Origin of the sequence: Benzoatithermus flavus, from assembly GCF_037908215.1 — a bacterium.
Lineage (GTDB): Bacteria > Pseudomonadota > Alphaproteobacteria > Geminicoccales > Geminicoccaceae > Benzoatithermus > Benzoatithermus flavus.
In genome coordinates, this window is sequence record NZ_JBBLZC010000021.1 from 1 (window position 1) to 23790 (window position 23790).

Below are 23790 nucleotides of genomic sequence, written 5' to 3' on the forward strand. Positions count from 1 at the left end.
GGGGGGGGGGCGCGCCTGCGGCTTGTGTGGGGGTCCCCCCCCCGGGGGCCCGGGGGGGGGGGGGGGGGCCGCGGCCCGGCCCCCCCCCGGCGCATCGGACTGCGAAAGCTCTCGTGGGTGGCGCCCGGGCTCGTCAGCTCGGCCGGACCGCGACGGCCACGCCGGCCTCGGACCGCGCGGTGTCGTTCTCGAACACCGCCGCCTCGAGGCGGGCCAGCCGCCGCTCCACCGCCTGTTCCCACCGTTCCGCAGCCTCGGCCGGCAACGCCTTGCGCTGGGGCAGAGCGGCGGTCAGCACCTCGCTCAGCCACTGGCCGAGCGTGAGCCCCCGCGCCCGCGCCGCGTCGCCCGCCGCCTTCTGCAGCTTCGCCGGCACACCGCGGACCGTCCACCGGTCGCCGCGCCTGGGCTTCTCCGGCTTGCCGGTCCTCTCGGCCTTCTTCGCCATCTCGGTCCCTGCTGTCAGCCATGGCAGACGCGGCAGCCGCATCCGCCGGCCGCGTGCATATAGGGTCGCTACGGCAACGGTGCAAGCGGCTTTCGTCTGCCGTGTCAGCCGCGTTGGACAGCTGCGGCCTGCTCAGGCCTGCTGGGCCGCCAGCGCTGCGCGGAAGCGGGCGAGAGCGGCCAGAAAGTAGACGGCGCCGATTCCGAGCATCGCGAGGAGCCTGGGCCAGACCGTGCCGAGCTCGGCGCCTCGGTAGAGCACGGCCTGGGCGAAGGCGACGAAGTGGGTCGAGGGCAGGATCTGCACGGTGAGCTGCAGCCAGTCGGGCATGGCCTCGAGCGGCGTGCTGCCGCCCGAGAGCAGGTTCATGACGATGATGACCGGGATGGTGAGCAGCGCGAACTGCGGCATCGAGCGGGTGAGCGTCGCGAGCAGGATGCCGAGTGCGGTGACCGAGGCGAGGTAGAGCGCCGAGCCGCCCGCGAACAGCAGAACCGAGCCCGCGACCGGCACCTGCAGCATCCCTTCCACCACGAGCCGGAGCGAGAGAAGGGCCGCGATCAGGATCACGAGCCCGTTGGCCCAGATCTTCGCCACCATGATCTCGCTGGGTGTGAGCGGCATGACGAGGAGATGCTCGAGCGTGCCGCGCTCGCGCTCGCGCATGACGGCCGCACCGACGAGAATGATCGCGAGCATGGTGACGTTGTTGACGAGCTGCATCACGGCTGTGAACCAGCTCGATTGCAGGTTGGGATTGAACCTGGCCCGGACGACGAGATCGAGCGGCAGGTCCGCCCCGCCCTCCACCTCATGGGCGAACCTCTGGGCCTCGCGCAGGGCGATGCTCTGGATGTAGCCGAGCCCGATGCCGGCCTGGGTGATGGCGGTGGCATCGATGTTGACCTGGAGCGCCGGCTGGCGGCCGGCCAGCACGTCGGCCGCGAAATCGGGCGGGATATCGAGGACGAAGGTGTACCGGCCGGCATCCATGACACGGTCCACCTCGCCCGGCTCGATCAGGGCCGGAGAGCGGAAGTAGGGCGGCTGGAAGGCATCGACGAGGCGTCGGGCAAGCTCGGAGCGGTCCTCGTCGACGACGGCGATGGCGGCGTCGGTCACCTCGGTCCTGACCCCGCTCGCGACGCTCCAGATCGCGAAAGTGAAGACGTAGACGATCAGGAACACCATCACGGGGTCGCGCCGCAGGCTGTGCAGCTCCTTCGTGCCGAGGTGGAAGACGTGACGGAGCCAGCGGCGCAAGGCGGTCAGCGCTCCTGCTTCGCGAGGAGGAGCCAGCTCGCCACGACGAGCACGACGCTCATGGCGAGGAGCACCGCGAGATTCGGGGCCAGCTCGGGAAAGCCCAGCCCCTTCGCGAACACGCCCACACTGATCTCCTGGAACCAGGCGGCCGGAAAGGCGAGGCCCAAGGCCCTGGCACCGGGCCCGAGCGAGGCCACGGGATAGAGCAGACCCGAGAAGTTCACGGCCGGGATGATGGTGAGGATGGCAGTGGCGAAGGTGGCCGCCACCTGACTGCGCACCATGGTCGAGACCAGAAGGCCGAAGGCGGTGGTCGCAAGCACATAGAGGAGGCCGCCGACGGCGAGAACGACGGGATCGCCCCGGATCGGCACGCCGAAGAGAAGGACGGTGAGCAGCACGAGGCTCGCGAAGCTCGCGAGCGCCACCAACACATAAGGGAGCTGCTTGCCCAGGAGGAACTCGAGCTTCGTCACTGGCGTGGCGTAGAGGTTCGCGATCGAGCCCAGCTCTTTCTCGCGCACCACGCCGAGTGCGGTCAGCATGGCGGGAACGAGGACGAGCAGCAGCATGATGACACCGGGCGCGATCGCGTTCACGCTCTCGAAGGCCTGGTTGTAGCGGAAGCGCGGCTCGATCACGATGGGCACGCTCGCGGCCTCCGCTCCCTGCCGATGCGCCAACTCCTCGCCGTAGCGGCGCACGACCCCCTCGACATAGCCGCGCGCGGTCTCGGCCCGAAACGGCATGGCGCCATCCAGCCAGACCCCGACCTCGGGTCGCAGGCCGCGGAGCAGGTCGCGGCCGAAGCCGGGCGGCACCTCGAGCGCCAGCTTGAGCTCGCCGCTGCGCAGGCGGTGGTCGAGCTCCTCGGCGCTCGTGATCGGCGGCCGCTCGACGAAGTAGCGTGAGCCGGAGAACTGCCGCAGAAGCTCGCGGCTCTCGGCCGACTGGTCGCGGTCGAGCGCGGCGTAGGCGAGATGCTCGACATCGAACGAGATGCCGTAGCCGAAGGCGAGCATGAGGACGAGCGGCCCCAGAAGGGCGAAGGCCAGCCGCACCGGCTCGCGCCAGAGCTCCAGCGCCTCGCGCCGCGCATAGGCCCAGAGGCGGCCGAGCCCGCCCGTCCCTCGGCCCGTAGCCGTGATCGCGGCCGCCTCTTGCGGCGGTGCGGCCACGGCCGGCGGCTCCTGCCCGGCCGCCGCTTCCAGCCAGGCGATGAACGCTTCCTCGAGCGTGGCCGCTCCCTGCTCCGCCTGCAGCGCTTCGGGCGTGCCGACGGCCAGCACCCGCCCCGCGTGCATGAGCGAGATGCGATCGCAGCGCAGCGCCTCGTTCATGAAATGGGTCGAGATGAAGACCGTGACCCCGTCCCGCCGCGACAGTTCGATCAGAAGCGCCCAGAACGCGTCGCGCGCGACCGGGTCCACGCCCGAGGTCGGCTCGTCCAGGATCAGCATCTCGGGCTCGTGGATGACGGCGACCGCAAGGGCCAGGCGCTGGCGCATGCCGAGCGGCAGACTAGGTGGCAGCTCGTCCATCACGGCCGCGAGGCCGAACCGTGCGACCAGGGCCTCGATCCGCGCTTTCCGCCGTTCCGCCGGCAGCTCGAACAGCCGCGCGTGCAGCTCGAGGTTCTGCCGCACGGTCAGCTCCTCGTAGAGCGAGAAGGACTGCGACATGTAGCCGACCCGGCGGCGGATCTCGGGATCGCCGGCATCGACCGGCCGACCCAGGAGCGAGGCCCGACCTTCGCTCGCCGGCAGGAGGCCGGTGAGCATCTTCATGGTCGTGGTCTTGCCGGAGCCGTTCGAGCCCAGGAAGCCGAAGATCTCCCCGCGTGCGATGCGGAAGCTCACGTGATCGACCGCGGTGAAGCTACCGAAGCGGCGGGTGAGCCCTTCCGCCTCGATCGCGGGCGGACCCGCCTCGGCCCGGCGCGGCGGGATGACGATTTCCTGGTGCCCGCGGCGGAGCGCTTCCGGCAGGAGCCGCACGAACGCCGCCTCGAGGCTCGTGGCACCGGTACGCTCCATGAGACCCGCAGGCGTTCCCATCGCGAGGACGGTACCGTCGTTCATGGCGACGAGCCAGTCGAACCGCAGAGCCTCGTCCATGTAGGCGGTGGCGACCACGACGCTGAGACCCGGACGTTCGCCCCGGATGCGGGCGATGAGCTCCCAGAACTGGCGGCGGGAGAGAGGGTCCACGCCCGTGGTGGGCTCGTCCAGGATCAGAAGGTCGGGATCGTGGATGAGCGCGCAGCACAAGCCCAGTTTCTGCTTCATCCCGCCCGAGAGCTTGCCCGCCGGCCGGTCGGGAAAGGGGGCGAGGCCCGTGCTCGCGAGGAGCGACCCGATCGGGGCCGCGCGTTCGGCGGCGCCCTGGCCGAACAGCCGGCCGAAGAAGTCGAGGTTCTCCCGCACGGAGAGGGTGGGGTAGAGGTTGCGGCCGAGCCCTTGCGGCATGTAGGCGATGCGCGCGCACACGCTGCGACGATGGCGGGTGTTTCGCATGTCGCCGCTCAAGACCTCGATCTTGCCGGTCTGGAGCCGGCGCACGCCCGCGATCAGTGCCAAGAGCGTCGACTTGCCGACCCCGTCCGGGCCCACGATCCCGACCATCCGCCCTGCCGGGATCGCGAGGGTGACCGCCTTCAGCGCCTCGCTGCGGCCGTAGCGGTGGCCGACCGCCTCGAGGCTCGCCGCGAGCGTCGTGTCAGGCGGCATCCGGCAGCCTGGGCTGCAGCCACTCGGGCCAGGCGACGCCGGAAGCGATGCGCACGTAGGCGACGCCCGGCAGGCCGGTCTTGACCAGCCGCGCGTAGCGCTCGAGCAGGTCGCGGCCGATCTGGACCTTGACCCGGAACATCAGCTTTTCGCGCTCGCTGCGGGTCTCGACCTGCTTGGGCGTGAACTGCGCATCGGATGCCACGAAGGACACATGAGCCGGGATCACGTATTCGGGCGCCGCATCCAGCACGATCCGAGCCTCGGCGCCGATCGCGAGCCGGCCGGCCTCGCCGGTGGGTAGGAAGATCGTCATGTAGACGTCGGTGAGGTCGAGGAGGGTCAGCACCTTGCCGCCGGCCGGGAGCACCTCGCCGGGGTGCGCCAGCCGGTATTCCACCCGCCCCGATCGGGGCGCCTTCAGCTCGTGGTCCTCGATCACCGTCCGGAGCCGCTCGGCGCGCGCGGCCGCCGCCTCGATCGCCGCCGTGGCGGTGGCCTGGCCCGCCTGGGCCGCGGCGAGGGCAGCCTGCGCCGTGTTGCGCTCGTTGGTGCGGCGATCCAGGAGCTCCTTGGCGATGTTGCCTTTCTGGAACAGGAGCTTGGCGCGCTCGTGCTCCTGTGCGGCGAAGGCGAGCTGGCTCTGCCGCTGGACGATGTCGGCCTCGGCGGCTGCGAGCTGCTGGCGCGCCTGGCGTACGGCTGCCTCGGCCTCGCGCAGCTCGGCTTCGAGTTCGGTCGTGTCCATCCTGGCGAGGACCTGGCCGCGCTCGACCCATTCGCCCTCGTCCACGAGCACTTCGGCGACACGGGCCGCATACTTGGTGGCGATGTCGACCCGCTCGGCCTCGATGCGGCCGTTGCTCTGGACGATGCCGGGCGGCAGCTCGGCGAGCGCATGGACGCGCCAGACCTGGTAGCCGATGAGGCCGAGCGCCGCCGCGACGAGGACGGCGACGGCGAGCAGGATGGGACGCCGGCGCACGGGTGCAGCTCAGACGACCTTGCCGACGAAGGGCAGATAGCGGTAGCGCTCGGCGTAGTCGATGCCGTAGCCGACGACGAACACGTCCGGGATGGTGAAGCCGACGAAGTCGACCTCGCCGCCCTCGACCTCGCGCCGCGAGGGCTTGTCGAGCAGCGTGCAGGTCCAGACCCTGGTCGCACCCCGCTCGAGCAGGAAGCCCTTGGTGAAGGCGAGCGTCCTACCGGTATCCTGGATGTCGTCGACGAGCAACACGGGCTCGCCCTTCACGCCGGCGGGCGCATCGCCCATGAGGCTGACGATGCCCGAGCTCCTCGTGTCGTTGCCGTAGCTCGAGACCCGCATGAACTCGATCCTGGGCGTGCAGCCGGCCCGGTGCAGCGCCCGTGCCAGGTCGGCCGCGAACACGAAGCTGCCCTTCAGCAGCGCCACGAGCGTGAAGCGCTGCGGCAGCGCGGCGGCGATGGCCTGGGCCAGTGCCTCGACACGGGCCGAAAGCTCGGCCTCGCTGAACAGTGTTGCGACCTTCTCTTCGGACATTCCGATTTCCCCGAGCGCGTCGTCGGTCAATGTGGGCCGGTATCGTGGCTGGAGAGATGATGGTCCAACGACCAGATCCTCACGCGCCGTTGCGGCCAGCGATTCACTTGGATGCGCCATTCCTCGATGATGGCGACATCGCCGAAGCCGATCCCCTTTGCCGCATAATCGGCGAACCCGTCGAGCAGCGCATCAATCTGCTCCCGAGTCGGCGGCGGTGTCACTACCCAGGGCGCCTCCGCCGCCAGCGCTTTGCGCATCTGAGTGGTGAAATGCTCCGCGCACCGGCGTCGCAGCCTCCCGTCCGCCACGTGGGCGATATGATTGCCGGTCTCGAACACGGCAGCGGGCGGGAGCAGCAGATCGGCCTTATCGGCGAGCAGACCTCGCAGCTCCATCAACACCTCGCGCCGGTGGTCCGATCGTTTCGGCACGTCGAGGATGTCGAGCAGGATGGAAGTGTCGACGATGCAGATGGTCATCGCGAGCCGATCTGCTCCAGATCCTCCAGCCAAGCCTGCACGCCATCCCGGCTCGACGGTGCGGCGCGAGCCTTGACGGAGCGGTCGAGCACGCCTGCAGTGACCAGCTCTCCCAGTGACCCCTGCGCGAGCAGGGAGGGGGCGCGCTCGAGATCGGACAGCCGCACCAAGCGGCTGTACCCGCCCTCGGGATCGCGGAAGCAGAAGACGACGTCGCCTAGCGCCTCGTCCGGCAAGGCATCCATCAGGGCCGGATTGTGGGTGGTGAGGAGCACGCGCAGCCCGCGCTGCGTCGCCACGCGCCTGATACCGTTCATCATGAGCCGCGCCCGGCTCGGATGGACACCGTTGTCGATCTCCTCGATCACCACCATCGATCCGCGCGGCGCGGTGAGCAGGGCAGCCGCCACGGCGAGGACGCGCAAGGTGCCGTCCGAGAGGAGCGGCGCCTCGATCTGCCGCTCTTCGCCGCCGAAGGTTTCGGTGAGTGCCGCCATCACCTCGCCACGTGGGGTAGAGATGAAGCCCAGGCTGGTGATGTTCTGCTCGGGCAAGCTGGCAATGAAATCGAGAAGATCTTTCTGCTTCTTTTCTACCTCCCAAAGTTCGTGCAGAACACCTGACAAATTCCTGCCGTCGCTTCTGATTTGCTTCTCGCCCTTGAAGCTGTAGCCGCGCATCGTCCTCGGCGCCGGATCGAGGAACAGAATATCCGACAGGATCTGCTGGTAGGCTCGTGTGACGGCTGGAATGACCCTCTGAGCCTTGGCATGCCCTGCCTCGAACCGCGCTGGGCTTTGGAGCTGGAGAAGCACGAGCTGCTGATCAGAGCATGTTATCTGTGGTTTCTTCCCGCCGCGAGCAAAATTGTTGTAAGCGACACGAATATCGTGGCTAGCTCCGGTGGCGGGTTGCGTTACCGAGTAAAGCGGAACCTTGCCTGATCCTGAAATGCTTTCGTCGGTGATACGAAGATCTTCATCGCGAAGAGCAATCGATAAGCTGAAATCCTCTTGCCATTCGGTAGACAAAATGTGTTCTAGTGTCTCGATCGATGAGGAGGAGGATGTGGCGCGGCAGCCGAAACGGAACTCTCGAGCACCCCGATAGGGCAGATCCTTCACCGTGCCGCGAAAAATGTCGTCGCTCTGCTGCACCTCGTAGCGGATGGCCGACAGTTTATGGTCCTGCGCCAGCCAGGAAAGGAAACGAAGTGCTTCGATCGCGTTGCTCTTGCCGGAAGCGTTGGCGCCGATGAGCAACGTCAAGGGTGCCAGGGGCAGAACGGCTTGGCGATAGCTCTTGAAGTTCTCCAGCCGGAACTCCGTCAGCATGATGGGCTCCCGTCGGCTGCCGCGCCTGCCGCAAGCTAATGCAGCGCAGGTCAGGGTTCCAGCAAGGCGATCAGCCCCTCGAGCAGCTCGATCGGCCGCGGCGGGCAGCCGCGGATGTGAAGATGCACGGGCACGACGCTGTCAACAGCGCCCGTGGCGTCGACGAGCGCCGGGGAGCCTTTGAAGATCCCGCAGCCGGCGGCGCAGTCGCCCGCGGCGACCACCCATTTCGGGTCGGGGGTGCACTCCCATGCCCGCAAGAGGGCCGCGCGCATGTTGGTCGTCACCGGGCCGGTGACGAGGAGCACGTCGGCATGGCGCGGGCTCGCGACGAAGCGGATGCCGAAGCGCTCGAGGTCGTAGACGGCGTTGTTGAGCGCCTGGATCTCGAGCTCGCAGGCGTTGCACGAGCCGGCATCGACCTCGCGGATCGCGAGCGAGCGTCCGAGCCGCCGGCGGGCGGCCGCATCGAGCCGGCCGGCGAGCTCGCGTAAGAGATCGTCCGAGGGCTCGGGTGCCGGAATGGTGGCCGGGCGCTGGAACAGGCCTTTCAGGAGGAGGCGGCTCACAGGTCGTGTCCGGCGTAGGAGCCGTTGAAGCTCTTGTTGCACAAAGGAAAGTCGGCGACGATGTTGCCTTCGATCGCTGCCTCGAGCAGCGGCCACTGGAACCAGGACGGATCGCGCGGGTGGCAGCGCCGGATCCGCCCGTCGGCAGCGAGTGCCAGCCAGACCAGGACATCGCCGCGAAAGCCCTCGACGAGGCCGATGCCCTCGCCCGCGCACGGCCGAACCGGAACGGCGAGCGGGCCTTGCGGCAACCCGTCCAGGATCTGCTCGACCAGGCCGAGACTTTCTCCGATCTCGTCCAGGCGGATCCAGACGCGGGCGTTGACGTCTCCCTCCTGCCGTACCGGGATCGTGAAGGTGAGCCGATCGTAGGGCGGATAGGGCAAAGCCTTTCTCACGTCGAACGCGCGGCCCGACGCGCGGCCGACATAGCCGCCAGCGGCCCAGCGGCGTGCCAGCCCGACGTCGACCCGGCCGGTGCCGACCGTGCGGTCCTGGAGCGACGGCAGGTCCTCGTAGTGCGCCGCGATCTCGGCCATGCGCGCGCGCAGGCTGCGGACGAGGCCGCGCAGCCGTTCTGCGCCGGCGGCATCGAGGTCGATCGCGACCCCACCCGGCACGATCCGGTCCATCATCAGGCGATGGCCGAAGCAGGCGTCGGCAGCCTGCAGGATCTCCTCGCGCAGGATGCCGCAATGGGCATGGATCAGCGCGTAAGCCGCATCGTTGCAGATGGCGCCGATGTCACCGATGTGATTCGCGAGCCGTTCGAGTTCGGCCATCAGCGCTCGCAGCCAGACCGCACGCTCCGGTGGCTCGGTGCCGGTCGCGGCCTCGACGGCGCGCGCGAAGGCGAAAGCGAAGGCGACCGTGCTGTCGCCGGAGACCCTGCCGGCGAGCCGGACACCGTGCGCGGGATCCACACCTTCGAGCAGGCGCTCGATTCCTTTGTGAACATAGCCCAGCCGCTGCTCGAGCCGCACCACGGTCTCGCCGCTCGCGGTGAAACGGAAATGGCCGGGCTCGATGATGCCGGCGTGAATGGGCCCGACCGGGATCTGGTGCAGGCTTTCTCCCTCGACCGGCAGGAAATGGTAGGGAGCTTTGGCCTCGGGGCGGCTCGAAGGCCAGGTGCCGTGATCGAGCCAGGGGCGGGAATCGGGGCTGCCCTCGGGGTGCAGGCCCCAGAGGTCGCGGATCGCCCGCTCGAGGCGAAGCGCTGGCGGATGCAGAGCACCCAGACTCGGAAAGTGGCCGCCATAGGCGGTGATGCTGGCCAGAGCCAGCGCCTGGGTCTCGGGTTCGTAGAGGACGGCGTTGACGAGCTGATCGTTGGCGAAGAGGGCCAGGAGGTCGAGATGCCCCTCGGCCAGGGCCGTGCCGAGATCGCGCCAGGTCTCGGGTGTCACCACGAAGCGCGGCCAGGGGTGATGGCCGGCCTTGGCGCGAAACGGAGCCAGGAATTCCAGAAGATGCGGGCGCTCGCTCATCGGAGCCTATCCCAGGAGCCCGGCTACGTGCTCGAACCAGCGGACGAGCGGGCCGGGCAGCCACAAGCCGGCGGTCAGCACCAGCGCCAGGTGAAGGAAGAGAGGGAGGTGCGAGCCGCGCACGGCCGTAACGGGCCCGTGAGGCTCGCCGAACACGACCCCTTGCAGGCGCAGGACGAGTGCACCTATGGCGACCATGAGGCCCAGGACCAGGGGCAGGGCCAGAAGCGGCTCGCGGGCGAAGGTGGAGCTCACGACCAGAAACTCGCTCGTGAACACACCCATGGGCGGGAAGCCCGCGATCGCGACCACGGCCACGGCCAACCCCCAGGCGAGCACCGGATGGGTGCTTCCGAGTCCTTTGATGTCGGCCAGGCGCTGCGTGCCCTTGACCTGTGCCACATGCCCGACCGCGAAGAAGATCGCGGACTTGGTCAGGCTGTGCATGGTCATGTGCAGGAGACCCGCGAAGTTCGCGACCGGGCCGCCCATGCCGAAGGCGAAGGTAACGATCCCCATGTGCTCGATCGAGGAATAGGCGAAGAGCCGTTTGATGTCGCCCCGGCGGTAGAGCATGAACGCGGCGAAGACGACCGAGATCAGGCCCATCGTCACCATGAGCGGGCCGGGGGCGAGAGCCTCCGCATTCGCCGCTATCACCATCTTGAAGCGCAGGACCGCGTAGATCGCGACGTTGAGGAGAAGGCCCGAGAGCACGGCCGAGATCGGCGTCGGGCCTTCGGCATGGGCGTCGGGCAGCCAGGCGTGCAGGGGTACGAGGCCCACCTTGGTGCCGTAGCCCACGAGGAGGAAGACGAAGGCGAGGTTCAAGAGCGCCGGGTCGAACCGGTCGGCCGCGGCGATCAGATGCGAGAGCGCCATGGCCGCGAGGCCTTCGCCCAAGCTCTCTTGGGCCGTGAAATAGACCAGGATCGTGCCGAAGAAGGCGAGCGCTATGCCCACGCTGCCGAGGATGAAATATTTCCAGGCTGCCTCCAGGGCCTGCGGCGTGCGGTAGATGCCGACCATGACGACGGTGGAAAGGGTCGCCACCTCCACCGCCACCCAGAGCAGGCCGATATTGTTGGCCAAGAGCGCCAGGTTCATGGCACCCATCATCGCCTGGTAGATGGCGTGGTAGAAGCGCACGTAGGCCGGCGTCAGATGACCGGTATCGAGCTCGTGGCCGATATAGCTCGCGGAGTAGAGGCTGGTCGTGAAGCCGACGAAGGTGTTGAGTGCGATCAGGTAGACGTTGAAGTCGTCGACGAAGAGGAAGTCGCCGGGTGCGGGCCGGGCCACGAGCAGGAAAAGGGCCGCGAGGAAGGTCGCTAGCGAGGCGAGGCTGTTGAGCCTCGCACCCAGATGCCAGTCCCGGACCAGGGAGAGCGCCGGCACGGCCAGCGCCGGGACGGCGAGCACGACGAGGAGCGGCAGTCCCTCCATGCTCATTCGCCCCGGAAGCGGTCGAGGGCGTGCACGTCGACCGTATCGAAGCGCTCGCGGATGCGGAAGACGAAGATTCCGAACACGATGAAGGCGATGAGCAGCGAGAAGGCGACCGAGAGCTCGACCACGAGCGGCATGCCCTTGGTACCGGTTGCCGCCAGGATCAGCCCGTTCTCGAGGCTCATGAAGCCGACGAGTTGGCTCACCGCGTTGCGCCGGGTGATCATCATGAGAAGGCCTAAGAGCACCACGGCGAGGGCGAAGGCGATGTCCTCGCGCGCCAGCACGTCGGCACCGCCCGTGACCGGCATGGTGACGAGGATGGCGAGAGCCGTGAGTGCTAAGCCCGCCAGCATGGTGATCCCCACGCCCACGACCTGCTCGAGCTCGCGGTGGACACCGAGTCGCACCACGATCCGGTGCAGGGCCACCGGAATGAAGATCGCCTTGAACAGGAGGGCGATCGCGGCCGTGACGTAGAGATGGGGTGCGTCTTGCGTCCACGCCTGCCAGGCGACGCCGGCCGCGAGGACCAGGGCGTGCAGCGCGAAGGCGTGGAGGAGGCCCAGCATCCGGTCCTGATAGAGCAGCATGAAGCTCACGACGACCATGCCGCCGGCCAGAAGATGGGCGACGTCGAAGGCGAGATTGCCGATCACATCGACCTCGACACGAACAGAAGAAGAGCGGCGAGGAAGCCCAGCATGAGGGCACCGCCCAGAAACTCGCCGACACGGAACACGCGCATCTTGGCGATCGTCACCTCGAAGGCGGCAAGGGCGCTGCCGAGGAGGAAGAGCTTCGCGAGATAAACGACCCCGCCCCGAAGGAGCGCAACGGGCCCGGCCTCGGCCCCGTGCGCGATGCCGAAGGGGGCGAAGAGGCAGGCGACGAGCGAGAGATACATCACGAGCTTGAGCGCCGCGGCGAGCTCGATCATCGCGAGGTGCCGGCCGGAATATTCCAGCACCATCGCCTCGTGGACCATGGTGAGCTCGAGGTGCGTCGTCGGATTGTCGATCGGAATGCGGGCGTTCTCGGCCAAGGCCACCATGAGGAGCGCCACGAGCGAGAGGCCCAAGGAGACGCGCAGGCCCACCTGATGGGTCAGGATGTAGTCGGCGATCCCGGAGAGTTGCGTGGTGCCCGCGAACAGCGCCAGGGTGAACACGACCAGCAGTATCGCGGGCTCGGCCAGGGACGCGATCATCATCTCGCGCGAGCTGCCGATGCCGCCGAAGCTGGTGCCGACGTCCATGCCGGCGAGGGCCAGGAAGAAGCGCGCGGTGCCGAGCAGCGCCACGATCGCGATGAGATCGACGGCCCAGTTGAACAGGAGGCCGGTGGCGAAGGTGGGCACGAGGGCGGCCGCCACCCAGGTCACGGCGAAGACGACATAGGGAACGACGCGGAACAGCCAGGAGGCGCTCTCGGCGAGCACGACCTCCTTGCGCAGGAGCCGGGCCAGATCGCGGTAGGGCTGAAGCACCGAGGGCCCGCGTCGGCGCAGGAGCCGGGCGCGCAGCTTTCGTGTCCAGCCCGTCAGCAAGGGGGCCACCAGCAGGACCAGGAACATCTGGATGCCCTGGACGAGGAGACCGCCGATCAGCGCCATGCCGCCACCACGATCAGCAGGGTCACGAGCGCCGCGAACATCATGCTGAGATAGCGGCGCACGGTGAGGTACTGGAGGATGTTGAGCCGGTCGGCCAGGCTCCCGACCAGCGAGGCCGTGGGCATGTAGAGCCGCTCCCAGACGAGGTCGTGCCAGCGCACCGTGAAACGCGCGGGCCTGGTCTCGCCCGGAGCCGGCATGTCGACCTGCTCGCTCGCCCGGAACACGACCGTCCCGAACACGCGGCGCAGCGGCTGCGAGAAGCTCGCGGCGGAATATTGCGTGCGCGGGTCGGGATCGGGATAGCCGCAATCCCAGGCAGGGCCGCGCCGGAGCGCGCGCGAGGCGAAACGGTGGACGAAGCCCGCCGCGAGCCCCGCCGAGGCCAGAACGAAGACGAGGAGGACGAGGCCGTTGTAGGAGCTGTGCGCAGGCTCGATCGGCACCAGCGACAGCCAGCCCTGCCGCCCCTGCGCCGGCAGGGTGACGTCATGGTTCAGCTCGGCCACGACCAGCGAGAGAAGGTCGATGACCGGACCGGGAAAGACGCCCAGGAGCACGCAAAGGGCCGCGGCCGCGATCATGGCGAGCCGTGCCTTGTGGTCGATCTCGTGCGCGTGGGCCGCGGCCTCGCTGCGCGGCCGGCCGAGAAAGGTGATGCCGTAGGCGCGCACGAAGCAGGCGGCCGCGAGCGCTGCGGCCAGAGCCATGAGGGCGCCTACGGCGGGAGCTAGGAAGCGGAGGACCTCCGGTAGCGCCGGGCTCACCAGCACGGCCTGGAACAGGAGCCATTCCGAGACGAAGCCGTTGAGCGGCGGCAGGGCCGAGATCGCGGCCGCACCCAGAAGGCAGCAGGCGCTCGTCACCGGCAGGCGGTGGATCAGGCCGCCCAGGCGATCCATGTCGCGCTCGCCGCCCGTGCCGTGCAGCACGGCACCCGCGCCCATGAAGAGCAGGCTCTTGAACAGCGTGTGGTTCAGGACGTGGAGGAAGGCGGCGGAGAGCGCCAGCGCCGCTGCCGTCGGCATGCCGTTCGCGGCAAAGGCCAGGGCGAAGCCGAGCGCTATGTAGACGATGCCGAGATTCTCGACCGTGCTGTAGGCGAGAAGTCGCTTCAGGTCGTTCTGCAGGACCGCGTAGAGCAGGCCCAGGACGGCCGAGACGGCGCCCAGCACCATCAGCACCGCTCCCCACCACCAGCCGGGCGGGCCGGCGAGGTCGAAGAGGAGCCGCAGGGCCGCGTAGACCGCGACCTTGGTCATGACCCCGCTCATGAGAGCCGAGACGTGACTCGGTGCGGCGGCGTGCGCCGGGGGCAGCCAGGCATGGAGCGGGACGAGACCGGCCTTGGAGCCGGCACCCAGAAGGGCCAGAACCAGCACCAGAACGTGCGCCGTGGGGCCGAGCGCATGGCGGCGGATGCTCGTGAAATCGTAGGCGCCGCCGGGGCCGGCGAGGAGGCCGAAGCAGAGGAGGAGCGCCGCCGTGCCGAGGCTCGCCATGACGAGATAGAGATAGGCGCCCTCGCGCGTGGCGCGCGCCTCGTGCTCGCGCAGAACCAGAGCCCAGGAGGTCAGGGACATGAACTCCCAGGCGAGGAGGAAGGTGAACGCGTCGTCCGCGAGCAGGACCAGGTTCATGCCCAAGAGAAAGGCCGGCACGAACGGCAGCACGCGCTTGGGCTCGGGCTCGCCCTTGGCGTAACCCAGCGCATAGAGGCAGGCGAGCGCCCCGCCGAGGTCGACCACGAGCAAAAAGAACGCGGTCAGCGCATCCAGCCGGAAATGCATGCCGAGCCAGGGCAGGCCGAGCGGCAGAATCAACGTCTGGGGCAGATGCGAAGGCTGCAGGAGCAGGACGAGAGCCGCGAGCAGGAGGATGCTGCAGGTGGCGAGGGTACCGCCATAGGTGAGCCCGGTCCCGCAAGCCCTGTCGCCCCGGACCAGCCCGAGCACCGCGAGTGCCAGCAGGATGCCGAGAAGCGGCAGGAAGGCGCCTGCGATCAGCATATGGCCCGGCCGCGAAACGCATACGGGATGGCTTGCTGGCCGGGTGCCAGCATCGTGTCATGCATCACGCGCTTCCCCGCAGAGCCCGAACTCGACGGGCAGGTCATAGCGCGCGGGCCGGGCGCCCGCAACGTGTACCCCCGGAAAAATGGCCGCACCCGCCGGCGGGTCACGTCCCGCTGTCGGCCCGGTCCCGCTCGCGGAGCAGGCGATCGAACGCAGCCAGGGTTTCGTGGCTGCAGTGATGCTCGATGCCTTCCGCGTCCACCCTGGCCACCTCCTCGCTCACGCCGAGCCGGCGCAGGAAGTCGTAGACGATGCGGTGCCGCCAGCGGCAATGCTCGGCGAGCGCCCGGCCGTCCGCGGTGAGGAAGATCGAGCGGTAGGGCTCGGAACGGACCAGGCCTTCGCGCTGCAGCTTGGCGATGGTGTTGTTGACCGTGGCGCTCGTCACGCCGAGCCGGCTGGCGAGATCGACCGCCCGCGCCTCGCCCGTGGCATCGATGAGATCGGCGATCAGCTCGACATAGTCCTCGGCGATCTCGCTGCGGTGATCGCTGCGCGTCCGGCCGAAGCCTTCCGCCTGCTGGTCCGCGCCCGGAAGGCGCACCTTGCTGGTGTTGCCCATCGCCATACCGAATCGCGGGAAAGCAACCGCTTCTTCATGGATGCGGGCTAAAGGTTAGCCACGCCCTCCTGCCGGTTCAAGGTCGGGCGCATCGGTGCAAGGATGCCATGGATGGTGGCCGCCCGTTCCGCTAAGGGATGACGGCTTGGCAACCCCCTGGGAGCCTCGAGGATGCCGTCGAGCATGCTGGACCAGTTGTGGACCTCGATCGCCGATGCCGGACGCGAGCTGGTTCGCGGCCGGCTGGGCAGCCGGCGGCGGGCCACGATCCAGTCCTTATGCCGCGACCTGCTCTCGACCAAGGGCGAGGCGTCTGGTGCTGCGCTGGCGCGCGAGCTGGTCGAGGCCTACCGCATGATGACCGACGAGGAGCGGCAGAGCTTCTTCACCATGCTGGCGCAGGACTATGCCGCCGACCCGACCCGTATCCTGGCCGCGGTCGAGGCCTACCGGCAGGACCCGAGCCCGCGCTCGGTCCAGGCCTTGCGCCGCGCCTGCGAGACGCCGCGCCACGAGCTGTTCCGCCGCATGAACACGGCCCCCGGCGGAACGCGTGCGATCGTCGATCTGCGTCGTCAGCTCCTGGCCTATCTGCCGGACCGTCCGGATCTGGAGCCGGTCGACGCCGACCTGCACGATCTGCTTACGGGCTGGTTCAATCCCGGCTTCCTCACCCTCACCCGGATCGACTGGAACAGCCCGGCCTCCTTGCTCGAGAAGTTCCTGCGCTACGAGAAGGTCCACAAGATGCGAGCACTCGAGGACCTGAAGCGCCGGCTCGCGGCCGACCGGCGCTGCTTCGCTTTCTTCCATCCCGCCCTGCCCGACGAGCCTTTGATCTTCGTCGAGGTGGCGCTCGTGACCGGGATGGCCGACAGGATCCAGCCCTTGATCGACCCGGAAGCGCCGGTGGGCGATCCGGAAAGTGCGGATGCCGCGATCTTCTACTCGATCAACAACTGCCTCGAGGGCCTGCGCGGCGTCACGCTCGGCAACTTCCTGATCAAGCTGGTCGTGGCCGACCTCGCGCGCGAGTTCCCCGACCTCAAGACTTATGCCACGCTCTCCCCGGTGCCGGGCTTTTCGGCCTGGCTGCGCCAGGCGCTGGCCGACTCCGGCAACAAGGTGATCGCCGCTGCCGATCGCAAGCTGCTCGCCGCCCTCGATCGTCCGGGCTGGCATCGGGAGCCCGAGACCGTGGAGAAGCTCAAGGGCGTGCTTTGCCGGCTCTGCGCCCACTATCTCGTGCGGGAGAAGCGTAGTGGGCGCCCGCGCGACCCGGTGGCGCGCTTCCATCTCGGCAACGGTGCGAGGCTCGAGCGGATCAACTGGCTGGGCGACGTCTCGGCCAAGGGGCTCGAGGAATCGTTCGGGCTCCTCGTCAATTACAAGTACGACACGGGCCAGATCGAGCGGAATCACGAACTCTACACGAATACCGGCGAGGTCGTGATCTCCTCGGCCGTGAAGGGCCTGCTGCCGGCGCAGGCGGGATGATCCCCGAGGTAGTGTTTTCCGAACGGACAAAGTTCTGTGAGGGCATAGATTGAAATCGTTCCAGAAATAGATGGCCGATGCTCGTTTAGAAATAGTATAGATCGATACGGTGTTCGGAATCCTTGCCAATCGGACGTGTCGGCTCTAATCGGCGCTGCGCACCGGCCGCGATCGTGGCGCCAGAGGCGCCGATCCTGCCGTTTCGAGGCGCGGCCGGATCGAAGCAGCAGGGGATTCATCGGAATGTTCTCGAGCAAGCTTTCTCGACGCGCCGTGCTGGCCGCGTCGGTCGTGCTGACGCTGGTCGGGCCCGCAGCCGCCGAGGAGGTCGTCAACATCTACAATTCGCGTCATTACGGCACGGATCAGCAGCTCTGGGATGGATTCACCAAGGCGACCGGCATTCAGGTCAACGTCGTCGAGGGCACGCACGAGCAGCTCATCCAGCGGATGAAGAGCGAAGGGGCCAGGAGCCCGGCCGACGTGTTCATCACCGTCGATGCCGGCCGGCTCGCCGAGGCGAGCGGCCTCGGGCTGCTGCAACCGGTCAGGTCGCCCGTGCTGGAGAAGGCGATTCCGGCGCACCTGCGCGATCCCGACGGCCTGTGGTACGGGCTCGCCATGCGGGCGCGCATCCTGGCCTATGCCAAGGACCGGGTGAAGCCCGAGGAGCTGAGCACCTACGAGGCGCTCGCCGAGCCCCGGTTCAAGGGCAAGATTCTGGTACGCAGCAGCACCAGCGTCTACAATCTGAGCCTCGTCGGCTCGATCCTGGCCGCCGATGGGTCTGCGGCCACCGAGAAGTGGTGCGAGGGGCTGGTCGCCAACATGGCCCGCCCGCCCGAGGGCGGCGACACCGACCAGCTCAAGGCGGTGGCAGCCGGAGTCGGCGACATCGCGATCTCGAACAGCTACTATCTCGCCCGTCTCGCCGCCTCGGACAAGCCGGTGGACAAGGAGGTGGCCGAGAAGCTCGCCGTGTTCTTCCCGAATCAGAAGGACCGCGGCACCCACGTCAACGTTTCGGGCGCTGCGGTGCTCAAGACGGCGCCCCACAAGGACAACGCGGTGAAGCTGCTGGAGTACCTGGCCTCGCCCGAAGCCCAGCGCTACTTCGCCGACGTCAGTCTCGAGTACCCGGCGAACCCTGCGGTCGAGCCGCATCCTGTGCTTCAGGCCTGGGGACCGTTCAAGCAGGATCCGCTCAACCCGACGCTCTACGCCAAGAATGCCGCCGAGGCGGCGATGATCACCGACCGCTGCGGCTGGCGGTGACGGCGCGATCCGGCCGACCGATCACACTGCGGCGACCTCGCCGAATGGCCCGGCGAGGTCGCATGACGTCGCTGCGATCGAGGGGATGCCAGGATCATCGGACGGGCGGGATTTCGATGCTCTCGCCGAGCTCACCCGTAGCGTCACGGCCGGCTGCTCCGTCCTCCTGCGGCACGAGCGCATACGGACCATCCCGAGAGATCGTCGCGGAACCTGAACTTCCTCGGCTTCTATCGGATTTCGGACTGGTCGGCCCGAGCGGGCTGCGGGCAACGGCGCAGCCGCGGCCGGTCGAGTCAGGCGGCGCGGCCCGCCCGCGGCGGTGCTGGTGACGGGCGATCGGGCAGCGGCCATGTCCCTTCCCACCTGCGTTCCGTTCATCCGATCGCGCTGCGCGAGGATCTCGCTCGACCTGCCGACCGCCCTTTCCAGCCGAGCATCGGACATTGTCGGCCGGCCCGTCGGCCCGCGGCCGATACGCCCGCGAAGCGGCCGGCGCCGAGGCGGCGGAGAGTGAGCTGCTGCTCGCCTCGGAGCGGGATCTCGAGCAGGCGATGGAGCATCTCGGCCCGCTTGCGGGCCGTTCCGGACCGGGAAATGGTCGAGTGATGCCTACCGGCAGGCGCAGACGCGCGCATCTCCTTCGCAAGGACACCTCTCGACCGGTCCCCGAGCCCGCTGCCCGCATTCACCCGATGGGCCCCGGAGTGATGCCTTGCCGGGTCCGGCGGTTTGTGTCTTTATCCCGGCCGTCCTCGTCTGACCCCGGAGCTTGTCTCATGCGCCGTTTCGCGCTCGCCACCACGGCCCTGGCCGTGCTCGTCCTCGCCGGGTCCGCCCGGGCCGAGACGACCGACCCCGTGCTCGCCGTGGTCAACGGCGCCCAGATCCGCAAGAGCGATCTCGAGGCCGCCTACCAGCAGCTGCCGGAGCAGTATCGGCAGATGCCGCTCGAGCAGATCTACGAGCCGCTCCTCGACCGTGTGATCGACGGCCGGCTGTTGCTCGCCGAGGCCGAGAAAGAGAATCTGGCCAAGGATCCCAAGGTCCAGGAGGACATCCAGCGGGCGCGGGACAACGTGCTGCGCGACTCGCTCGTCCAGCGGGTGATCGACCAGGGTACCACCAAGGAGAAGGTCCAGGCGGCCTACGAGGCCATGAAGAGCCAGCCCGGCTTCGCCTACGAGGAGGTGCATGCCGAGCACATTCTCGTCGGCAACGAGGCCGACGCTCGAGACGTGCTGAAGCAGCTGGCGAACGGTGCCGACTTTGCGACCGTGGCCAAGGAGAAGTCGACCGATCCCTCCGCCAAGAGCAACGGCGGCGATCTCGGCTATTTCCGCCGCGAGGCCATGGTGCCGGAGTTCGCGGACGCGGCCTTCTCCATTCCGCCCGGGACGGTCGGCAAGGACCCGGTCAAGACCCAGTTCGGCTGGCACGTGATCAAGGTCGACGACCGGCGGCAGACCGTGCCGACCCTCGAGGAGAAAGAGCCGGAGATCAGGGAGCAGCTCGCGCGCCAGCTCGTGGACGAGCTGCTCGCCAACGTCCGCAAGGGGGCGAAGATCGAGCGCTTCAATCTCGACGGCACGCCCAAGGCCGAGTGAGCAGCGGTGAGCGGAGACCCGTCCGGCCATGGCCAAGATCACCCACCGCTCGCCGCTGGCGCCCGAGCGTTTTCCCAGGGTCCCGGCCGTAGCCGGGGTCCGCTTCGCCACGCTCGAGGCCGGCATCCGCTATCGTGGCCGCCACGACCTCACGCTGATCGAGCTTGCCCCCGGAACCACGGTCGCGGGCGTGTTCACGCGCTCGACCACGGCGGGCCATCCAGTACTCTGGTGCCGTAGGATCCTGCCGCACGGTCGGGCACGGGCGGTCATCGTGAACGCCGGCAACGCCAACGTCTTCCGCGGGTCCGAGGGCGACGCGGCGGTCCGGGCCGAGGCGGAGGCCGTGGGCCAGGCACTCGGGTGCGCACCGGAGGAGGTGTTCGTCGCCTCCACCGGCGTCATCGGCGAGCGGCTCCCGGTCGAGAAGATCACGAGCCGGGTAGGTGATCTCGTGGCGGGTCTGGATGCGGGCGGGATCGAGGCTGCGGCTTGGGCGATCATGACCACCGACACCTTCCCCAAAGGGGCCTTCGCCACTGCCGCCATCGGCGGGGTGCCGGTTACGGTCGCCGGCATCGCCAAGGGCTCCGGCATGATCGCCCCTGACATGGCGACCATGCTGGCCTTCGTCGTGACCGACGCGACCGTTCCCGCTCCGGTGCTGCAGCATCTCTTGAGCGTCGGTGCGGACGCATCGTTCAACGCCATCACCGTCGACAGCGACACGTCCACTTCCGACACGCTCCTCTTGTTCGCGACCGGCAGGGCCCGGAACCCGGAGCCGGCAGGCGCCGACGATCCGCTGCTCGAGGGCTTCCGCACGGCGCTGCAGACGGTGCTGACCGATCTCGCGCACCAGGTGGTCAAGGACGGCGAGGGCGCGCAGAAGTTCATCGCCGTGACGGTCCGGGGTGCCGAGAGCGATGCGTCGGCGCGCCGGATCGGCCTCACGATCGCCAACTCGCCTCTCGTCAAGACCGCGATCGCGGGCAGCGATGCCAACTGGGGCCGCGTCATCATGGCGGTCGGCAAATCGGGCGAGCCCGTGGCGATGGATCGGCTGGGCGTCGCCTTCGGTGGCCATGTGGTGGCGCGAGCCGGTGCGGCCGTACCCGACCTCGACGAGGCGCCGGTTGCCCGCCATCTCGCCGGCCGGGAGATCGCGATCGAGGTCGTCGTCGGCGAGGGTCGGGGTGCTGCCACCGTCTGGACCTGCGATCTCACCCACGGCTACATCGACATCAATGCCGACTACCGCTCTTGAGGCCGGGGCGGAGGAGCGGCGGCTCGTCCTGGTCGCGGCCTGTGCCCTCGTCGATGCCGACGGACGCGTCCTCGTGGCGCAGCGGCCGGAAGGCAGGCCGCTCGCGGGCTTGTGGGAGTTCCCCGGCGGCAAGCTCCTGCCGGGCGAGACGCCCGAGCGCTGTCTGATCCGCGAGCTCGAGGAGGAACTCGGGGTCGATACCGAGGCGAGCTGCCTTGCTCCTCTCACCTTCGCCTCGCACGGCTACGAGAGCTTCCATCTGCTGATGCCGCTCTATGTCTGCCGGGTTTGGCGCGGCGAGCCGATCCCGCGCGAGGGTCAGGCCCTGCGCTGGGTGCGGCCGCGGGCCTTGCGCGATCTGCCCATGCCGCCGGCGGACCTGCCGTTGATCCCGGTCCTCGAAGAGCTGCTCTAGAGGTTCCGGTCCGTTGGCCATCATTCTCGGCGTGGCGCTGCCGTTCTTCGCCGTGCTGCTCTGCGGCATGCTCGCGGCCCGGCTGCGCCTCCTCGACGAGCCCGGCCTTTTCGGCCTCAACGCCTTCGTGTTCTGGTTCGCGCTGCCGGCGCTCCTGTTCCAGAAGGTCGCCGCCACCCCGTTCGAGCGGCTGACCGATGGGACGCTCTATGTCGGCTACGAGGGTAGTTGCCTTCTCGCCTATCTGCTCGTGCTCGTCCTTTTCCGTCGGCTCGGTCGGCGCAGCCTGCCCGAGGCGGCGATATGCGCCTTCGCCGCGGCCTGGGGCAATGTCGGCTACATGGGCGTGCCGCTCCTGATCGCCGCCTATGGCGAAGGGCGCGCCCTGCCCAGCGTGCTCGCGGTCGTCCTCGACACGAGCATCCTTCAGACCCTCACCATCCTGCTCATCGAGCACGGCGGCGGGACCGGCAAGGGTGGTGTGCGCGCCGTCGCCCGTGCGGTCGTGTGCAATCCCCTGATTCTCGCCGTCCTCGCCGGCGGGGTGCTGGCCTGGCTGCGGCTGCCGCTGCCGGCCCCGGTCGCAGGCTTCCTGGGTCTGCTCGGGCCTGCTGCCGGTCCGGGGGCTCTGTTCGCGCTGGGCGCCACCTTGCGCGGTGGCGCTCTCACCCGTGGCATCGGCCTGATCGGCGCCGTCACCGCTGCCAAACTCTTGCTGCTGCCGGCGATCGCCTGGCTGCTGCTGCGCGCGGTCCCGGTGCCGTCCGATCTCGCGGCCCCGCTCCTGGTCTCGACCGCGCTCCCCACGGCCGCCAGCGTGTTCGTGATCGCCCAGCGCTACCAGGTGCTGGAGCGGCAGGTGGCGGCGATCGTCTTCGCGAGCCATCTCTTGGGCATCCTCACCCTCACCGGCGTCCTGGTCCTGCTCGGAACGTAGCGGCTCCGGCTCACAGCTCGCCGATCGCCTCGTACCACCGTGCAGTTCGCGCCGCTCCCTCGCGGAAGCCCACCCGAGGCTCGAACCCCAGCACACGCTGCGCCTTGCTGCCGTCGAAGTTGAAGCTCTTGAGGAAGAAATCCATCCTGCGCCGATGGAGCGGCGGCTGGATCCCGAGCGGGCGCAAGCTCGTCTCGAGCACGAGCGCCGCCACCATGAACGGCCAGGCCGGGAGGCGGACCTTGGGCATCGCCCTGCCGACCGCGGCGGCGATCGCCGCCACCATCTCGTCCGTGGTCACGATGTCGCGGCCCGGCAGCACGAACACCTCGCCCGGTGCGCGAGGATGCTCCGCCGCCAGGAGCAGGCCTTGCGCCAGATCGTCGACGAAGATCGGATGATGCAGGTTCCTGCCGTCGCCCACGTTGAGGAAGGTGCCCTTGCGGATCGCCCGGAACAGCTTCAGGAGACGCCGGTCACCGGGTCCGTAGGTCTCGGAGATGCGGACGGCCACGACCGGCAGCTCGCCCTTGCGCGACAGAACCAGCTCCTCGGCCTTCAGCTTGGTCCGGCCGTAGATGTTGTCGGGAGCCGGCGGGGTCGTCTCGTCGAGCCGGCCCTGGCGTCTGCCGTAGACCCCGATCGTGCTGCCGTAGACGAACCGACCCACGCCCGCCTGCCGGCTCGCTTCGAGCAGCGCCGCCGTGCCGTCCACGTTGACCGAGAAGAAATAGTCGTCCGGGACGTTCATCTCGTGCTGTGCTGCGGCGAGGTGAATCACCGCATCGACACCTCGGAGCGGCCCGTCCGGCTCGGCAAGCGCCTCGAGCCCCGTCAGCAGCACCTCGATTCCGGCCGAGCGGAGCTCGTCGTGGTTCGCGGTCTCGGCCGGCGTGTTGCGCATGCCGGTAACGCGGACCTCGTGACCCAGCGCCTTTGCCCATAGCGCGGTGCGCGAGCCGATGAACCCGGTTCCACCCGTGATCAGCAGCCGCATGGCGGCCTCGCACCGCGAGCGAGCGCCGTCGTGCCACCGCGGTCCGGCGGCGCTGCCCGTCGTTCTGTGCCAAGCGGGCGACGGGTTTCGCACTCCCGGACATGGCTGCATGCTGCGCCGGCGCCAGCCGTAGGGAATGCTGCGCCGTCGCTCGGACGCGATCTGCGGATCGCCATCGTGTCTCTCGCCGTTGTCTGCTCCGATCCGGTGATAGCTTCATCATCTTTCAATTTTCTTTCCGCCATGATGGG

The 23790-nt window shown here is 68.6% G+C and carries 21 protein-coding genes; 6 read left to right on the forward strand and 15 right to left on the reverse strand.

Going from position 1 to position 23790, the window contains the following annotated elements:
• Positions 1–133 precede the first annotated feature (133 nt).
• The 14 genes from U1T56_RS17955 to mntR form a co-directional block, all read right to left on the reverse strand.
• Positions 134–448 carry a hypothetical protein gene (locus U1T56_RS17955; RefSeq protein ID WP_418160870.1) on the reverse strand — a complete coding sequence of 105 codons (315 nt, stop codon included), beginning with the start codon at positions 446–448 and terminating at the stop codon, positions 134–136.
• Positions 449–580: 132 nt separating this feature from the next.
• Positions 581–1711, reverse strand: a complete 1131-nt coding sequence (locus U1T56_RS17960) for an ABC transporter permease (RefSeq protein WP_418160871.1) — start codon at positions 1709–1711, stop codon at positions 581–583.
• A gap of 5 nt (positions 1712–1716) precedes the next feature.
• Positions 1717–4443: a ribosome-associated ATPase/putative transporter RbbA gene (gene rbbA, locus U1T56_RS17965; protein WP_418160872.1), complete on the reverse strand. Its 2727-nt coding sequence runs from the start codon at positions 4441–4443 to the stop codon at positions 1717–1719.
• Positions 4433–5428 (reverse strand): HlyD family secretion protein, encoded by a 996-nt coding sequence (locus tag U1T56_RS17970; RefSeq protein WP_418160873.1) that lies wholly within the window; start codon positions 5426–5428, stop codon positions 4433–4435. Before U1T56_RS17970 ends, rbbA begins: the two co-directional genes overlap by 11 nt.
• Before the next feature lie 9 nt (positions 5429–5437).
• On the reverse strand, positions 5438–5974 hold the full coding sequence (gene hpt, locus U1T56_RS17975) for a hypoxanthine phosphoribosyltransferase (protein ID WP_418160956.1): 537 nt from the start codon (positions 5972–5974) through the stop codon (positions 5438–5440).
• Positions 5975–5994: 20 nt separating this feature from the next.
• Positions 5995–6450 (reverse strand): hypothetical protein, encoded by a 456-nt coding sequence (locus tag U1T56_RS17980; RefSeq protein WP_418160874.1) that lies wholly within the window; start codon positions 6448–6450, stop codon positions 5995–5997.
• Complete coding sequence (locus U1T56_RS17985) at positions 6447–7784, reverse strand: AAA family ATPase (RefSeq protein WP_418160875.1); 1338 nt, start codon at positions 7782–7784, stop codon at positions 6447–6449. Before U1T56_RS17985 ends, U1T56_RS17980 begins: the two co-directional genes overlap by 4 nt.
• Positions 7785–7834: 50 nt before the next feature.
• Positions 7835–8353, reverse strand: a complete 519-nt coding sequence (locus tag U1T56_RS17990) for an NADH-quinone oxidoreductase subunit B family protein (RefSeq protein WP_418160876.1) — start codon at positions 8351–8353, stop codon at positions 7835–7837.
• Entirely contained in the window at positions 8350–9843 is a 1494-nt protein-coding gene (locus U1T56_RS17995; RefSeq protein WP_418160877.1) for a hydrogenase large subunit, read from the reverse strand. Before U1T56_RS17995 ends, U1T56_RS17990 begins: the two co-directional genes overlap by 4 nt.
• Before the next feature lie 6 nt (positions 9844–9849).
• A complete protein-coding gene (locus tag U1T56_RS18000; RefSeq protein WP_418160878.1) occupies positions 9850–11295 on the reverse strand; it encodes a hydrogenase 4 subunit F in 1446 nt (481 codons plus the stop codon).
• Entirely contained in the window at positions 11292–11948 is a 657-nt protein-coding gene (locus U1T56_RS18005) for a hydrogenase-4 component E (protein WP_418160957.1), read from the reverse strand. The genes U1T56_RS18000 and U1T56_RS18005 overlap by 4 nt, the downstream gene beginning before the upstream one ends.
• Positions 11948–12907 (reverse strand): respiratory chain complex I subunit 1 family protein, encoded by a 960-nt coding sequence (locus U1T56_RS18010; protein WP_418160879.1) that lies wholly within the window; start codon positions 12905–12907, stop codon positions 11948–11950. The genes U1T56_RS18005 and U1T56_RS18010 overlap by 1 nt, the downstream gene beginning before the upstream one ends.
• Positions 12898–14916, reverse strand: a complete 2019-nt coding sequence (gene hyfB, locus U1T56_RS18015) for a hydrogenase 4 subunit B (protein ID WP_418160880.1) — start codon at positions 14914–14916, stop codon at positions 12898–12900. The genes U1T56_RS18010 and hyfB overlap by 10 nt, the downstream gene beginning before the upstream one ends.
• 169 nt (positions 14917–15085) lie before the next feature.
• Positions 15086–15544, reverse strand: a complete 459-nt coding sequence (gene mntR, locus U1T56_RS18020) for a manganese-binding transcriptional regulator MntR (RefSeq protein WP_418160881.1) — start codon at positions 15542–15544, stop codon at positions 15086–15088.
• 183 nt (positions 15545–15727) lie between these two features.
• Here mntR and U1T56_RS18025 point away from each other — a divergent pair, with 183 nt between their 5' ends.
• From U1T56_RS18025 to U1T56_RS18050, 6 genes are all read left to right on the forward strand, one after another.
• Positions 15728–17041: a malonyl-CoA decarboxylase gene (locus tag U1T56_RS18025; protein ID WP_418160882.1), complete on the forward strand. Its 1314-nt coding sequence runs from the start codon at positions 15728–15730 to the stop codon at positions 17039–17041.
• A 243-nt stretch (positions 17042–17284) separates the two neighbouring features.
• Positions 17285–18316, forward strand: a complete 1032-nt coding sequence (locus U1T56_RS18030) for a Fe(3+) ABC transporter substrate-binding protein (RefSeq protein ID WP_418160883.1) — start codon at positions 17285–17287, stop codon at positions 18314–18316.
• Positions 18317–19095: 779 nt separating this feature from the next.
• Positions 19096–19923, forward strand: coding sequence for a peptidylprolyl isomerase (locus U1T56_RS18035; RefSeq protein ID WP_418160884.1), 828 nt, complete (start codon positions 19096–19098; stop codon positions 19921–19923).
• Between the two features lie 28 nt (positions 19924–19951).
• A complete protein-coding gene (gene argJ / locus U1T56_RS18040; RefSeq protein ID WP_418160885.1) occupies positions 19952–21190 on the forward strand; it encodes a bifunctional glutamate N-acetyltransferase/amino-acid acetyltransferase ArgJ in 1239 nt (412 codons plus the stop codon).
• Positions 21171–21605 (forward strand): (deoxy)nucleoside triphosphate pyrophosphohydrolase, encoded by a 435-nt coding sequence (locus tag U1T56_RS18045; RefSeq protein WP_418160886.1) that lies wholly within the window; start codon positions 21171–21173, stop codon positions 21603–21605. Before argJ ends, U1T56_RS18045 begins: the two co-directional genes overlap by 20 nt.
• A 13-nt stretch (positions 21606–21618) precedes the next feature.
• On the forward strand, positions 21619–22542 hold the full coding sequence (locus U1T56_RS18050; RefSeq protein ID WP_418160887.1) for an AEC family transporter: 924 nt from the start codon (positions 21619–21621) through the stop codon (positions 22540–22542).
• A 10-nt stretch (positions 22543–22552) separates the two neighbouring features.
• Here the strand turns inward: U1T56_RS18050 and U1T56_RS18055 are convergent, their stop codons facing one another.
• A complete protein-coding gene (locus U1T56_RS18055; protein WP_418160888.1) occupies positions 22553–23539 on the reverse strand; it encodes an NAD-dependent epimerase/dehydratase family protein in 987 nt (328 codons plus the stop codon).
• Positions 23540–23790 lie beyond the last annotated feature (251 nt).

Excerpts from the sequence above, each read along its gene's own strand:
- U1T56_RS17955 (WP_418160870.1), bottom strand. The coding sequence starts at position 448 with ATGGCGAAGAAGGCCGAGAGGACCGGCAAGCCGGAGAAGCCCAGGCGC.
- rbbA (WP_418160872.1), bottom strand. The coding sequence starts at position 4,443 with ATGCCGCCTGACACGACGCTCGCGGCGAGCCTCGAGGCGGTCGGCCAC.
- U1T56_RS17980 (WP_418160874.1), bottom strand. The coding sequence starts at position 6,450 with ATGACCATCTGCATCGTCGACACTTCCATCCTGCTCGACATCCTCGAC.
- U1T56_RS17985 (WP_418160875.1), bottom strand. The coding sequence starts at position 7,784 with ATGCTGACGGAGTTCCGGCTGGAGAACTTCAAGAGCTATCGCCAAGCC.
- U1T56_RS17995 (WP_418160877.1), bottom strand. The coding sequence starts at position 9,843 with ATGAGCGAGCGCCCGCATCTTCTGGAATTCCTGGCTCCGTTTCGCGCC.
- U1T56_RS18000 (WP_418160878.1), bottom strand. The coding sequence starts at position 11,295 with ATGAGCATGGAGGGACTGCCGCTCCTCGTCGTGCTCGCCGTCCCGGCG.
- U1T56_RS18010 (WP_418160879.1), bottom strand. The coding sequence starts at position 12,907 with ATGGCGCTGATCGGCGGTCTCCTCGTCCAGGGCATCCAGATGTTCCTG.
- hyfB (WP_418160880.1), bottom strand. The coding sequence starts at position 14,916 with ATGCTGATCGCAGGCGCCTTCCTGCCGCTTCTCGGCATCCTGCTGGCA.
- mntR (WP_418160881.1), bottom strand. The coding sequence starts at position 15,544 with ATGGGCAACACCAGCAAGGTGCGCCTTCCGGGCGCGGACCAGCAGGCG.
- U1T56_RS18025 (WP_418160882.1), top strand. The coding sequence starts at position 15,728 with ATGCTGGACCAGTTGTGGACCTCGATCGCCGATGCCGGACGCGAGCTG.
- U1T56_RS18030 (WP_418160883.1), top strand. The coding sequence starts at position 17,285 with ATGTTCTCGAGCAAGCTTTCTCGACGCGCCGTGCTGGCCGCGTCGGTC.
- U1T56_RS18035 (WP_418160884.1), top strand. The coding sequence starts at position 19,096 with ATGCGCCGTTTCGCGCTCGCCACCACGGCCCTGGCCGTGCTCGTCCTC.
- argJ (WP_418160885.1), top strand. The coding sequence starts at position 19,952 with ATGGCCAAGATCACCCACCGCTCGCCGCTGGCGCCCGAGCGTTTTCCC.
- U1T56_RS18045 (WP_418160886.1), top strand. The coding sequence starts at position 21,171 with ATGCCGACTACCGCTCTTGAGGCCGGGGCGGAGGAGCGGCGGCTCGTC.
- U1T56_RS18055 (WP_418160888.1), bottom strand. The coding sequence starts at position 23,539 with ATGCGGCTGCTGATCACGGGTGGAACCGGGTTCATCGGCTCGCGCACC.